The sequence below is a fragment of the Pedobacter sp. MC2016-14 genome (assembly GCF_020991475.1).
Taxonomy (GTDB): Bacteria; Bacteroidota; Bacteroidia; order Sphingobacteriales; family Sphingobacteriaceae; genus Pedobacter.
Genome location: NZ_JAJMPA010000001.1, coordinates 975,288 through 990,481, shown reverse-complemented (window position 1 = coordinate 990,481; position 15,194 = coordinate 975,288). Strand labels below are relative to the sequence as shown.

Genomic DNA, 15,194 nt, shown 5'->3' with positions numbered 1-15,194 from the left:
CGTATCCTTATGTAATGACGGGCGGTATAATAGTATCCGCCATTTTTTATAGCTTTTACAAAATAGATCAAAAACGCTGATAAGCTATTTTACAGATGACTTGCATAATGCAGCAGGTCTTGAGGATGACTCATATAACCCACTCCCGCATGGTTAAACATAACGTTAACTTCATTTATCTTTTAAGCCAGCAATAAATTGCTGGCTTTTCATTATCTTTCAACTCTTGCATGAGCCGATAGAGCCGCTAATTAGCCTTCCAAAATGGAGATCAGATCTCCGTTAATATAAAAGACTTCTTTTCCTTCTTTTGTTGCTTGCAGAATACCTGCATCAACAAGCTCGGCAAAATATTTAGTAAGGGTTGTCCTTGAAGTAATCCCCAGCAAATCACCAATAAACTTAGGTTTAATGTAAGGCTGACTAAAAATCGCCTCATTAACCTCTTTATTGTACCATTTTATTCGCCCTCTTGCATGTTCAAGGGTAGCCTCCATCTGGTCCAGAATACTAACGATTAATTGACTTGTTAATAGTGCCGTCTTCTCTATAGCCTCTAGCATATAAAGTATCCACGGTTTCCATGATCCTCTTTGAGTTACAATGCCCAAATTGTAGTAATATTCGTCTTTATTTGCAATGATGTATTTCGATAAGTACAAGACTGGTTGATCCAATAATCCCTTATGCACCAGATAAAGCAGGTTTAATATCCTTCCAGTTCTCCCATTTCCGTCACGAAAAGGGTGTATAGCTTCAAATTGATAATGAGCGATACACATTTTAATCAACGGGTCGGAGGAATGTTTTCGATCGTCATTTAAATACTCCAATAGGTTTTCCATTAAATACTCCAGAACGCCTACACCTCTTGGCGGAGTGTAAATAACCTCACCTGCACGAAATTCGCTTTGTCCGCGATTGATTACTGTTAACGATTGAGGAGCGCGTAAACCATCTGTAGAATTTTTGATTTTCCTAAAAATCCCTGTAATACATTCCAGATCAATTGTTGCTTTATCACGCAGCAAATCATATCCTTGCCACAATGCTTCTCTATATCTTAGCACTTCTTTTGTACCGACATTAGCATCACTCTCTTTCACTGAATCTGACACCGCCTTATACAATTCATCTTCGGTCGTAAAAATATTTTCTATAGCCGTTGATGCTTTCGCCTCCTGTAAAGCTATGGTATTTATCAGCATATAAGGGTTTGGCAATCTTTTAACTGTGCTATTTGCAGCAGCAAGTGCCCGCGATGTTGTTACGAGTTTTTTTAGAATCTCTATATCCTCTACGTCCTTAGATGGAGGAAGCAGTGGAAGATCATTAAAAGGCTTAACTCTATCGTAGGCCATACACGTGTTCACTTTATGATTAAAAATTGGACATATATGCAAATTAAAGCATAAATATGAACATATCAAGTACACATGTTCATATTATTTCAAATATTGGACACGTTACATGTATTTGTTCAATTTTAATGCGCAATTCTCTATATGTCTAGATTTTGAAATAAATAAGGCCCCTAGACATTCGTCTAAAGGCCTTGTATTAAAATCTTTATCCGATAAAACTCTCGGATAATCATCCCATGTTATTCCCAAGATGGGAAAAATTTTGTGGTCCCGACGAGAATCGAACTCATATCTAAAGTTTAGGAAACTTCTATTCTATCCGTTGAACTACGGGACCAATATTTTAACTGTTCGCATCAGCACTTATAAAGCGCTGATAAACAACCTGTCAATTCGATTTCAGTACATATAACCGAACATTAACTGGCGCAAAGATAATTAAAGTTTCTTTGCTTTTACACAAAACTCATCATTTTGCCGAAGCCAGCAGGACTTAAAGAACAAAATCCCTCACAAAATGAAAAGCAATTACTAAGTCCGACTTCAACGTTAAAAAATACAGTAAGTAAACGCATCTGGAAAAGACCATGCTTAGCAACTCATTTACAGGAAGGCATGTCGTAAAAAAACGGCTAAGCAATCCAATAAAACACTGCAAATAAGATAATTATTAATTTTAGATGCTATATTTGGTTAATTTTAGGGCTTTTAATTATCAAAATTAGGTATGGGATTTTCGCTCAAGCGCATTGACGGGTTTATTACGGCATTATTAAAACGTGAAACCGACCCTATCAATCAGGCTAGAATAAGAGTACTAGCATATATCATCCTCGGTTATATCTTCTATTCAGGTATCCTAATTGTGGCCTATATCCTGGAAAAGGAGATGCTGCAACTCATTAGGGCAATTTTCACCTTTGTATCCTGTTTTGTCTTTTTAAACATTATTAAAAACTTCGGCTCCTGGAAAGTAGTGTCACACCTCATTATATGCTTTCTCACGCTAACCGTATGGAGCAACCTATCAATTTTTGTAATGGGGGTTAATGTCGCCACACTCCAGTACGTTTGGTTTGCCTGCGCGCTTGGTTTTTATATGCATGACATAAACTGGGCATGGTTTTATTCTGCCATGAATGTACTCCCAATAGTCATCTATACCGCAACAGACAATAATTTTTATTTCCTGGGTTCAGGCCCACATCATATCGCCCTCAACACCTATATTTTTGTAATCTGTTATAACTTCGGCTTTATTCTTTTCCTCCATTACTACTTTTTTAAAGCCTTTCATAGAAATTTCACAAACCTTACCTACGCCAAAAACGAACTTAAAGAACTCAATGAGAAATTAAAACTGACCTTAACAGATTTAGAAAAACTATCCAAAGATCGGATGAATTTCCTTTCTACCATGTCGCATGAACTCAGAACCCCAATGAATGGTGTTATTGGAATTTCTAATGAATTATTGTTGCAAAACCCAAGAGCAGATCAGGAAGAAAACATGGCCATCTTAAAGTTTTCAGCAGACAATCTATTGGCGCTGATTAATGATATCCTTGATTTTAATAAGCTGGAATCCGACAAAGCAGAACTCGAAAATATCGCATTCGACCTGCACATCTTGCTGGAAAATAACTTTGCCAGTCTAAGGCCAAAAGCCCAGGAGAAGCAACTGGACTTTAGATTTGAGATGGACGAAACGATTAAAGGGAAGGTATTAATTAGTGATCCAACCCGTTTAACACAAGTTTTATGCAACTTACTTAGCAATTCCATCAAATTTACTGCGGAGGGTGCTGTTCATCTCTCAGCAAAACTTGTAAAACAAACCGCAGATTTAATGAGGATACAGTTCTTGGTTGAAGATACCGGCATTGGAATTGAATCTCACCGGCAAGACGAAGTTTTCGAAGCTTTCGTACAGGCCTCATCAAGCACCAACCGCAAGTATGGAGGCACCGGCCTGGGACTTCCTATTGTAAAGAAAATCCTGCACATGTTTAACAGCCAGATTAGTTTAACCAGTGAAAAAAATGCCGGCACAAAAATTTCCTTCTCCATAGATTTCAGGTATACTGAACTGGATTTATCCAAAATAGAAACCATAAGAAATAAACCAGCAGAACTTGGCCACCTCAGGGTATTAGTTGCAGAAGATAATCACGTCAATATTTTGGTGATCAAAAAAACGCTGGAACGATGGGGTATCTCTCCTGCAATTGCCGAGAATGGTGTCCAGGCACTTGAACAGTTAGAAAAAGAAGATTTTGATGTAATTTTAATGGACCTTAACATGCCAGAACTTGATGGTTACGAGACATCCATTGCCATACGTAATTTACAGGCACAATCTAAATCATCCATTCCTATTATTGCGTTCACCGCTACAACAAATAACAATGTTTCCAGAAAGATCTTAGAAGCAGGTATGAATGACTACATGCCCAAGCCATTTAAACCAGAAGATTTATTTGATAAACTCCAGCAACTTAATGCTGTAAAAAGTCCTAATTAACTAGATCTATACATAGCATAGCAAAGTGCAGCGCCCAAAAATATCAGGCGCTGTACTTCTAAATTACCTAATCACGCTGCCGTTCACATGGTTTTGAACAGGCGCAACAAAAGTTAATTTTCCATCCGAATTTTCGGACATCAAAATCATTCCCTGAGATAAAATACCTTTAATCTCTCTTGGAGCAAGGTTCACCAATACACTCACCTGCTGTCCAATAACTTGTTCAGGCGTAAAAAACTCCGCAATTCCAGAAACAACCGTACGCTGATCAAGGCCTGTATCCAAAGTAAGTTTCAATAACTTCTTCGTTTTTTCCACCTTTTCTGCAGCAATAATGGTTGCCACACGGATGTCCATGGCACTAAACTGGTCAAAATCTATATTTTCCTTTGCGGGAGCAGCAACAGCATTCGCCAAAGTATTGTCTATTTTACTTTGGTTCAGCTTATCAATCTGCGCCTGAACTTCAGCATCCTCAATTTTCTCAAACAACAACACAGGTTCGTTCAGCTGGTGCCCACGTACCAATAGGTTCATTTTACCCGCATCTTCCCATTGATGACCGCCATAGTTCAGCATTTTCATCAATTTATCAGCAGTAAATGGTAAAAACGGCTCAATTAAAATTTCAAGCGTAGCAATAATCTGCAAGCCAATATTTAAAATTGTACGCACCCGGTCCTCATCCGTTTTTATCACCTTCCAGGGTTCCGTATCTGCAAGGTATTTATTACCAAGGCGCGCCACGTTCATTACCTCTGTTAAAGCCTCTCTAAACCTGTAATTTTCAATAGAAGCACTAATCTTTCCAGGAAACAAAGCCAGTTCATCAATCACCTGCTGATCCTGTTCCGTAACCTCCATCAACATTGGCACCTTACCTCCAAAATATTTATGGGTCAACACCACTACCCTATTCACAAAATTGCCAAAAACAGCAACCAGTTCATTGTTATTGCGCGCCTGAAAATCTTTCCAGGTAAAATCATTATCCTTTGTTTCCGGAGCAGTAGCTGTTAATACATAACGCAAAACATCTTGCTTATCCTTAAACTCAACCAAGTACTCGTTTAACCATACCGCCCAGTTTTTAGAAGTAGAGATCTTCTGACCTTCCAAATTCAAAAACTCGTTTGCCGGCACATTATCAGCTAAAATATAGCCACCGTGTGCCATTAACATCGCAGGGAAAATGATACAATGGAAAACAATGTTGTCTTTCCCTATAAAATGAACCAGTTTAGTCGCATCATCTTTCCAGTATTCCTCCCAGCTTCCCTTCTCCATCCCGTTTTCGGTGATGTAGTATTCCTCTGCTTTTGGGTTCCAAACATCCAGTCTGGCATACTCAAACAATTCTTTCGTAGCAGAAATATAGCCAATTGGCGCATCAAACCATACATATAGTACTTTGCCTTCAGCATCCTTTACCGGAACCCGTACACCCCAGTCCAAATCCCTGGTCATGGCACGGGGCTGTAAACCTGCATTTAGCCAACTCTGACATTGTCCATAAACATTTGGCTTCCATTCCTTATGGCTTTCAATATAAGCCCTTAAACGTTCCTCATACTGCTCCAAAGGAAGAAACCAGTTCTTCGTCTCCTTCCTCACCGGAGGCTCGCCAGAAAGTGTAGATTTAGGGTTAATTAAGTCCGTTGCATTTAAAGTACTGCCGCAATTTTCGCACTGATCGCCATAAGCATTTTCAAAGCCGCATTTAGGGCAAGTACCAGTGATGTATCTATCTGCTAAAAATGTCTTTGCCGACTCATCATAATATTGTTCTGTAATCTCTTCCGTAAAAACACCTTTTTCATATAAGGTTTCGAAAAAATCAGATGCCGTTTGGTGGTGCATTGGAGAAGAAGTCCTGTGGTAAATGTCAAAAGACACCCCAAATTCCTTAAATGAATCGCCAATAATTTTATGGTATTTATCAACTACAGCCTGCGGGGTAGTCCCTTCCTTTTTAGCCTTTAAAGTAATTGGAACACCATTTTCATCCGAACCACAAATAAATTTAACATCTCTATGATTTGAACGCAAATAGCGCACATATGTATCCGCAGGTAAATAAACGCCTGCCAGGTGACCAATATGCACCGGACCATTGGTATACGGCAAGGCCGCAGTTACTGTATATCTCTTTATTTTACTGTTATCCAAAACTATTTTTATTATTTTGGCAAAGATAAGTGTTTTACGAATGATTAAGCAGCCAGCATATTTAAAAAAGAACGACAAAGTAGCAATCGTTTGTCCCGCAAAGAAGTTGCCCAAGTCCATTGATGCGGCAATTACCATTTTGCAAGACTGGGGTTTGGAGGTTTTAACCGGGGAAACGGTTTCTGCATCCTACCATCAATTTGCCGGAGATGATGCACTAAGAACCAGAGATCTTCAGAAGTATTTAGATGATCCGGAAGTTAAAGCGGTCATTGCTGCACGTGGTGGATACGGCACCATCAGAATTATTGACGAGCTGGATTTCAGTGCTTTTAATGAAAACCCCAAATGGATTGTAGGCTTCAGCGACATTACCGTACTGCTTTCGCATGTATTTAGTGTTTTAAATACACAGAGCATCCATGGGCAGATGCCTTATACCTTTCAGGATGGAACGCCAGAATCCCTGGAGTCTCTGCGAAAAGCCTTATTTGGAGAACCATTAGCTTATAAATATACAAGCGAAAACAAGGTTCCAAACCGTAGTGGAAAAGCAGAAGGCATCCTAATCGGAGGCAACCTTACCTTATTAACCATGCTGGAAGGTTCTGCTTCAGAAATGGATTATACAGATAAGATTCTATTTTTAGAAGATGTAGGCGAGCAGGAATTTTCCATAGACCGCATGGTGCACATGTTAAAACGCAGCGGCAAATTGGCGAAGTTAAAAGGATTAATTGTGGGTGCCTTTAATGAAATTGAAGTAGAAAGCATTCCTTTTGGACAAACGGCAGCAGAAGTAATCTGGGAATTGGTAAAGGAATATGATTATCCGGTTTGCTTTGACTTCCCAACCGGGCATATAGAAGATAACAGAGCAATGGTGGTAGGAAAACTCATAACTCTTGATATAAATAAAAAGGCTGCCTCGTTATATTGAGACAGCCTTAGTAATTTTCATCTAAAATCTTAGTTAGATAGTCTATTGCACAACTTCTATGGTAAAAGTTTGTTGTGCTGAATTGGCATTTTGACCAATTGTTAACGATTTACCATCGGCTGTCTTAGCACTTACTAAGGTGAAGACCGCAGTCGAACCAACAGCAGCATTAACAGGTATTGTCAAAGACGCGCTTGCTTCTGTCTCTTCAGCAGGAAAAACTACGGTTGCAGAAGGTGTATTAATAATGCCAGTTACCTTATAAGTTGCTGTGACAGATTGCTGCAAACTTGTTCTCATTTGTAAGGTCACATCTACAACATCTCCAGCTGCAACTTCAATATCCTCTAAGGCTTCTATAGTTACATAAGGAGCAATGCTATTACTGAAGTCATAGTTATCTCCTGGAGAGTCTTCTTTTTTACAAGACTGAAAGGCAGATATTGTTAAAATTGAAATTAATATTATAAATTTTTTCATGATATACTTATTAAAGGTCAAACCACATTTTCTCCGTAAATACAATTTTGTTCTTTGGTGCATTAGGATTTGTTGAAATCTCATTCGTTATCGGATACTCATACCTTCTAAAAAGCGGGCCAGCCGGAGCGCCGGTCGGTAAAGTTAAAACTGGTGTTTCATTTCCTTCTGAACCAGATCTTCTCCATTGAGTAAATGCATCTATTCCCCTATCCATTTTGTCAACCCAGTTATGCATCTGAATGGTCTTAACTCCTGCTGTTCCTGCAGCCAGGGCTGGCAATGATTCACCAAAGTCGTCAGCGTCGTCAGTGCTAACTCCGTAAAACTTGCAAGATTCCACTACACCCTGCCTATACAAACCTTCTGCAGTTGCCAAATTAGTGGCAACACCTATACCTCTTGCATATATTTCAGCTTCATAAAAAAGCTGCTCTTGGTAACTAAAGAAAACCTCTGGTTCAATTGCTGTTTGCAAGGAAGTTGAAATTCTTACGTTCACTGCATTTGCTGCAGTCTGGCCGCTTGCTATACCAACATAGTTAGTTGCTGCGGCTGGTTTATCAAAGAATTTAGGTCGCCTAGGATCGCCTAAAGTATTCATAAAATCAACAATCTTGTTGCTTCCAAAAAAGAATGGCACATTATTGTTGTATTGTTCACTTATTAAATACTTAGGATTTTTCTTTCCTGAAACATCCTGATAGGCTATTAAACAATTATCACTAGCTGACCCTATGAAGTCATGGGCAGTCATTAAAGTGCCTATTGCCGCTGCCTTAGTCGGATCCTTGTCAACCATAGTCAACAAAATTCTTAATTTTACAGAATTAGCTAGCCTTTTCCACTTATCTAAATCTCCTCTATAGAAAAGATCGTAAGCTTCATCATTTTCCATTCCAATCTTCAATGGGCTACTTGTATCAAACTGAGCAAGCGCTTCATCTAGTAATGCAATGCAGCCCTCCATAACCTGTTTTTGTGTATCAAACTTTGGATAAGCAATATTAGTATTCCATGCTTCAGAAAAAGGTACATCACCAAAGACTGTTGTGGTCTCAAAAGCCGACATCGCCAAAAGGATTTTACTTTGCGCTGCCGCATTATTGTTAATTGGAGATGATGATTCGGCAAGTTTTATAGCCTCTTTAAGATTTGAACCAATCGTGGTATAATATGCCCTCCAAGAATTACCAGTACTAAAAGAAGAAATTACGTATTGCTCTTCAGATGGTATTCCCCATCCTGTCGGATTGTTACCGCCAGTAGCCATAGACTGCCCTACCAAAGCAAAAGGAATATTTAAATCACCACCTGATCGCAAATTAGCGAAAGATACCGCTGCAAATGAAAAAAGTAGTTTTGGTTCTACCCTTTCTGCTCGGTTGGGATTTGAATTTATATCCAAGTATTTTTTACATGATGATAGTCCTATGCTTGATGCGAGCACTAAAATCAATATATATATATGTGTATTTTTCATCTTTCTAAATTTTAAATTTTCACACGTAAATTAAATCCTATAGTTCTCGTTGCAGGGAAGTTATTGAATTCAACACCATCACCATTACTAGATGTTCCAAAAAGGTTTGATTCCGGATCAATATGCGGAACATATGACTTAATAAGCCATAAATTACGTCCTTCTAATCCCGCCTCTAATCCTTTAATAAATTTCAATCTTTTTTGTAAGAATCCTGCTGGAATTCTGTAGGATAAGTTAACTTCCCGAAGCTTGATAAATGAAGAATTGAAAATGCTTGACTCAGTATTCGTAGACGTATACTGACCCCAATAATCCTCCATACTCTGAACCGGCACTGTATTGGTTACGTAGTTATTACCTTGTTTAATAACTCCCTTATCAATAAATATATTCCCCCTATTAGCCAAAGTCTCTTCAGCTAAACCTGTACTTCTTAATGTAGCAACAGTATTTGAGAACATTATACCACCTTCTTTAATATCAACAAGAAAGCTTAAGTTAAAGTTTTTATATGACAAAGTATTATTAATTCCCATTGTCCAATCAGGCGCAGTATTACCAAGACGCTGGTCTACAATGGTTTTTCTTAATCCAGTGTTGGCGTCAATTACGATATTTCCATTAGGATCACGTTCCCAGGCAGATCCATAGATTCCAAATGCCTTTCCACTCTCCACTTTAACCTGTAAACCGCTCCATCCACTAGCTATAGAATAAGATGCAACATCTTCAGGTAGGGTAACAACCTGCTTGTTCTTAGCAAAATTAACATCCAAATTCCATCTAAAATCTCTAGACTGTACAGGAACTAAACCTAATGCTACCTCAATACCGCTATTTCTTATTGAGCCAGCATTTACTGTTTTCGAAGCAAAACCAGTAGATTGAGGTAATGCAAGATTAACAATCTGGTCAGTAGTATTTGAGTTGTAATAGGTAACATCTAAGCTAATTCTATTCTTTAGGAATTTCAATTCGGTACCAAATTCCAGCGAATTTTGATTCTGAGGCTTCAAATTAGGATTCGGTATAATTGAAGGGATGCTATAAGCTAATACGCCATTAAATGGAAAGCTAGAACCAAATCCATACTGCGCGAAAGCAGTCGATTGTCCACTATATACAAAAGCCAACAAGTATGGATCACTATCACTTCCTACATTTGCCCAACTCGCTCTTAATTTACCATAACTTAGCCAATCATTTTTGGGCAGAAGTTCACTAAAAACAAATCCACTACTTACAGAGGGATAAAAATAAGAATTATTTTCCTTAGACAAGGTTGAACTGTAGTCATTACGTCCTGTAACGTTCAGAAACAGGTAATCCCTATAAGACAACCCTATATCTCCATATACACCTACAATTCTTCGTTTAGCGGATGTATTCTGATTTATTATAGAAGCGGCGTTTGAAAAATTATATAGTTGATCAACTGTTAAGTTCTGTGCATATGCTTGATCAGATCTAGAATACGTTTCATAAATATTGTGTCCCGCAATGATTTTTAAATCAAGGTCATCGCTTAATTTCCGGTCTGCGGTTACAATAAGGTCATTATTTATAACTCTATTGTAGAGATTAGCTGACAAGAAATTACCTGTAAGTGCACCAATTGTACCTATTCTAGTCGGTATAAAACGACTTTCATTGTAAAAATCTGTCCCAATATTATCGGAAATGGTTAACCAAGAAATAGGTTTATAAGTAAGAATACCATTTCCAAAAACCCTATCAACTACACTAGTAGAGGTATTATTGTTAATAATCCAAAATGGATTATTTCCGTTTCTGCTAGTAGTGATTGGAATTTGCGCCTTTAAAACATCATCATAATAATTATCTCTAAGCTGCTCTATGTCAAAATTTGTAGGAATATAATTTGTCCCGATTAAAACGTTAGGATCATTAGAGCTTTGAGTGGGCATCCCCTCCCCTTTAGTCCTAACATAATTTATGCTAGCACGAGCCTCAAATTTATCTGAGAGCTTGCGACCCGAATTAAAAGAGAGCGCATTTTTATTTAATTTCTGCTTATCAACAATTCCTGTTTGAATTGTACTCGTGTAGCCAAGACGATAATCGCTTTTTTCGTCAGCACCGTCGAATGAAATTGCATTAATAAAAGTTTGACCTGTTCTAAAAAAATTCTTAGCATTATCAGGATGAGCAACCAAAGGAACTTGATTTCCTAAAAAGTCAGGAAAAGTACGTCCTTGAACTTCTGTTAGTTTAGGTCCCCAAGCATTTAAAGTTTCTGTATTATATAAACCCTGAGTACCTTGTGCATATTCATTTTGTAAATCAGGCAGCTTCAAAATATTGTCAAATCTAGCTGAAGAATTGAAGGAGATGGATGACTGCCCTTTTGCTCCTCTTTTTGTCGTAATCACAATCGCTCCATTTTTAGCTCTAGCACCATACAATGCTGTTGCAGCGGCGCCTTTCAAAACGACCATCGACTCTATGTCATCAGAATTTATATCTGCTGCACGATTACCAAAATCAGCTCCGGCACTACCTTGTGGCACAGCGCCAGATGTAGTTGATATCTGAGGCGAACCATTATTAACAGGTAAACCATCAACTACAAATAAAGGCTGACCAGAGTCGTTGAAGGAAGATCCGCCACGAATTACAATTTTAGAAGAACCCCCTAAAGTACCCGATTGGGCACTAACTCTCACACCAGCAACTTTTCCTGTTAACGCATTCACAACATTCGTTTCTCTTGCTTTTGTAATTTCCTCCCCGCTAACTTTTGTCACAGTATAACCAAGCGACTTTGCTTCACGTCTAATTCCCATCGCAGTAACTACCACTTCGCCAAGAGATTTGGAATCAGTTGCCAAAACTACATTAACTACGCTTGACGTACCTAATGTCAATGTTTGCGATACATAACCAATAAATGAAAATTGTAATCCTGTACCTCCTGAAGGCACTTTGATGCTGTACCTACCATCAACTGATGTAATCGTTCCTCCTTGAGCGCCTATCACACGTACGCTAACCCCAGGTAACGGTAATCCGCCATCTGTGTCTGTAACCGTACCAGTAACCGTCCGCTCCTGTGCCAACGCAGCTCCTGCAAAGCATAGGAATACGAACAAACTTAGTATAAGTTTTTTCATAAAAAATAAAATTTAGATTTAGTAATAATTAATTATGGCAAATATATCAAAACTGAAGCCCCAAACTAAAAATTCTGTTAACAAAAATTAACATTTGAAAATTATAAGCGCCTATTTAGGCTTTAAGGTGGTTTTTTAACGAATTTAATTTCATTTATATGACAGAACCACTATATAATTTTGAATACAGACTTAGTAGACAATTTTAGACACACTGTAGTGCTTTCAGAACAGCCAAATAAGTACTGAAAAGATATTTCAAAAAATAGGTTTTATTTTCACAAAAGGTTTAAAAAATAGATGTTAAACGATGTGATACGCCCATTCAATATTATATAACAAATGGCATTAAAATTTGTTTTTATTGATATTAAAAGCCACCTTGATCTGGTTCCGCATGAACGAGAAGTACTTTCAATCCCACACTTGTCCCAAGCCCGAGAAGACAATACCCCATCCATACTCGAAATGACTCTACCATGTCTCCACGATGAGTCCACCTTTTTAATAGAAAAAACCTGGACTCATACTGCTCTCATATTCCCTGCATCGCGGGATTTACTCAGTAAGAGTCCGGCATCTTACCCGGACATGCCTCGAAAAACTAATTCACTAAAAAAACAGCATTCATAAACAGGCCTTTTCCATTCTCCCAAAATGACCGGAACAACACATCCGGCGCAAGGTAAATGATCGTGCCTTTGCCATAAGATTGTACGCCAAACAACAAGCCGGTGTTTAAGCGTGATTGCACATTCTTACCCACAATGCCGGCCATAAAAGAATCTGATTTTAAGACACCTACATTGTAACCTTTAGTCAAAGGCTCATAGATTTTATCATCAGTTTTTAGTGTATAATAATATTTACCCAATCCAAAAGTCAAGGGGTGACTTTTATCCAAATTAACTTTATAAATTGCTCCCGGAATTGCTTCCGCAAAGTCATCCCGCTCCTTATTGCTGTATACCGCAACATTCTCTTTTTCCTCTTTCTTTGAAGGTTCCTTCTTTTTAATTTCAAAAGGCTTTTTCCCTGCCACTGCTGTAATCGCATCCTCCATTAAAATCACCTTTCCTCCCCTGCCAATCCAGTTGTCCAGCCTTTCGTTCAAATCTTTTGGATACTTCCCATCAGGTAAAATAAGAACGTTGATCACGTTAATATCCAGTTCCGCCAAATCTTCCACATCAATTAAAGTCACTTTCCCGTCCAGCTCCTGCTCAAAAATATGCCACACCTGCCCAACCGCCTGCGAAGAAATATCCGGGCCCGATACCACTCCAACTTTAGCCACTTTAAGCAACTGATAACCAGAAGTCCCTAAATCCCTTCCTTTCTCTACAAACCCACTTGCAATGGTGTAAAAAGACTTATGATACTTCTTTTCCAACGATTCCATTAAAGCAGGAAGTTCCCTGATTTTTTTTTCGTTTTCTGCCCTGTAAACCAGCAAAGAACCCTGCCCATAATCCCTTCCTTCAACCTGAAATCCTGTCTCAGCAAACCTAACCCGCACACCGGCCTTTTGCAAAATCATTAAAATCTGGGCATCCGAAGTAGCGTTCCATGGCAAAATCCAGGCATAAGGCTTTTTAACCCTGGCAACATCAGGTTTCCCCTCCTCTATGTCCCGATAAAGTCCTTTAACAGCCTCCTTATTTGCATAGGCTGTTAAACCATAGGCATAAGGCAAAGCCCAGGCAGTGATGTCATACGTATTAGAATCTGTGATAAAGGTTTTCGGTTCAAACAGTACATTTGCTAAAACCGCAGCAGATTGATGCAGGTTAACCACAAGATCATTCCTTTCAATCTTATACGTATTGTTTTTCTGGGTTTCAAAATTATATCCGTTAAGCGTTCTGTCTCCGCCATAAGCAAATTCAATATGGTTCCTTTTTAGCAATTCAGCCAGTTTCTTAACCTTATCCAGATTGTCTGCCTTCACCACAAAACTCTCATAATTCCCTGGAGGCGAAACAATGGATTGTTCAAAATACTTCTTAAATTCCCTCAACAATAAATGCGCATGAGAAGATACCGTTTCCAGCGTTGCAATCCCTGTTGTATAATGATGGTCAATCCTGTCCTTTAAGGTCAATGTATCACCCGCAGCAGTAACCACAGCCAGGCCAGCATTTATTCCGCCCTGCTCATACGTCATTCCAATAGCCCCGTTATACAGCGGATAGGTATCTCCATAAGAAGGATACAGCAAATCAAACCTTTCCTTAGTAAAATACTGCCAGCCATTTTCATCAAAATACTTTGCATTATTTTTTCCTACCGTTACCTGGAACGCCCGCTGAAAAGCAGTAATATCCTGATGTACCGGTTCTGCAGCAGGTGCAAAATAATAAGGTTCATTGTAACTTTGCTCATGAAAATCTACATGCACTTCTGGCATCCACTGATGGTATAAAGCCAGACGTTGCTGCGTCTCCACCTGCGTTTGCCATGCCCAGTCACGGTTAAGGTCATAATAATAATGGTTTGACCTGCCCCTTGGCCAGGGCTCACTATGCTCCCTCGCATCCGGATTAGCATCCGGATTTTTACCTTTTACCCCGGTAAAGAAATTTACGTAGCGTTCCCTTCCATCGGGGTTCAGGCATGGATCTATCACCACTACAGTATTTTTTATCCAGTCATTTATGCCTTTCTCTTGTCCCGTAGTCAATGCAAAAAGCATTTTCATCGCTGTCTCCGTAGAACTGGCCTCATTACCATGAACATTATAACTTAACCATAAAATAGCAGGTTGCTTTTTGAGGTCTATAGCTGTCTTTCCGGCTTTTCGCAAGGAGAGGTTATTCCGCCTGATCTCCTCCAAATGCTCTATATTTTCTGCCGAAGAGACTATTGCCACCATCAACTCACGTCCTTCATACGTCTTACCATAGCTTACCAGCTTTATTTTTTTTTCCCCGGCGCTTAGATACTTAAAATAATCTACCACCCTTTGATGCGGGGTAAAATGACTTCCTAAAGCGTAGCCAAGATACTCATCAGGTGATTTTTTCTGAGCAAAGGTGCTGGTAAACGGAACAAGGATCAACAAAAAAAGACGCAGCAAATGTTTCATAGAAAT

Annotated in this window: 8 protein-coding genes and 1 tRNA gene; 2 read left to right on the top strand and 7 right to left on the bottom strand. The window is 38.9% G+C overall.

The features are described from left to right. Positions 1–251: 251 nt before the first annotated feature. Both LPB86_RS04105 and LPB86_RS04100 read right to left on the bottom strand, forming a co-directional pair. Positions 252–1,361 carry a Fic family protein gene (locus tag LPB86_RS04105; RefSeq protein WP_230641273.1) on the bottom strand — a complete coding sequence of 370 codons (1,110 nt, stop codon included), beginning with the start codon at positions 1,359–1,361 and terminating at the stop codon, positions 252–254. 268 nt (positions 1,362–1,629) lie between these two features. Beyond that, positions 1,630–1,701: transfer RNA gene (locus LPB86_RS04100), tRNA-Arg, on the bottom strand. Between the two features lie 390 nt (positions 1,702–2,091). On the opposite strand from LPB86_RS04100, the gene LPB86_RS04095 reads away from it, so the two are divergent. After that, the gene (locus LPB86_RS04095; RefSeq protein ID WP_230641272.1) at positions 2,092–3,888 is read left to right on the top strand and encodes a response regulator; all 1,797 of its coding nucleotides are present in this window, start codon (positions 2,092–2,094) and stop codon (positions 3,886–3,888) included. Between the two features lie 63 nt (positions 3,889–3,951). Here LPB86_RS04095 and metG read toward each other — a convergent pair whose 3' ends face one another. After that, a complete protein-coding gene (gene metG, locus LPB86_RS04090; protein WP_230641271.1) occupies positions 3,952–6,060 on the bottom strand; it encodes a methionine--tRNA ligase in 2,109 nt (702 codons plus the stop codon). Between the two features lie 40 nt (positions 6,061–6,100). Between metG and LPB86_RS04085 the strand changes: the two genes are divergently transcribed. Beyond that, positions 6,101–7,000 carry an LD-carboxypeptidase gene (locus tag LPB86_RS04085; protein WP_230641270.1) on the top strand — a complete coding sequence of 300 codons (900 nt, stop codon included), beginning with the start codon at positions 6,101–6,103 and terminating at the stop codon, positions 6,998–7,000. Between the two features lie 42 nt (positions 7,001–7,042). Here the strand turns inward: LPB86_RS04085 and LPB86_RS04080 are convergent, their stop codons facing one another. The 4 genes from LPB86_RS04080 to LPB86_RS04065 form a co-directional block, all read right to left on the bottom strand. After that, positions 7,043–7,480, bottom strand: coding sequence for a hypothetical protein (locus LPB86_RS04080; RefSeq protein ID WP_230641269.1), 438 nt, complete (start codon positions 7,478–7,480; stop codon positions 7,043–7,045). Positions 7,481–7,490: 10 nt separating this feature from the next. Next, positions 7,491–8,963: a SusD/RagB family nutrient-binding outer membrane lipoprotein gene (locus tag LPB86_RS04075; RefSeq protein ID WP_230641268.1), complete on the bottom strand. Its 1,473-nt coding sequence runs from the start codon at positions 8,961–8,963 to the stop codon at positions 7,491–7,493. 11 nt (positions 8,964–8,974) lie between these two features. Continuing rightward, positions 8,975–12,100, bottom strand: a complete 3,126-nt coding sequence (locus LPB86_RS04070; protein WP_230641267.1) for a SusC/RagA family TonB-linked outer membrane protein — start codon at positions 12,098–12,100, stop codon at positions 8,975–8,977. A gap of 604 nt (positions 12,101–12,704) precedes the next feature. Further along, positions 12,705–15,188, bottom strand: a complete 2,484-nt coding sequence (locus tag LPB86_RS04065) for a M14 metallopeptidase family protein (protein ID WP_230641266.1) — start codon at positions 15,186–15,188, stop codon at positions 12,705–12,707. Positions 15,189–15,194: the final 6 nt, after the last annotated feature.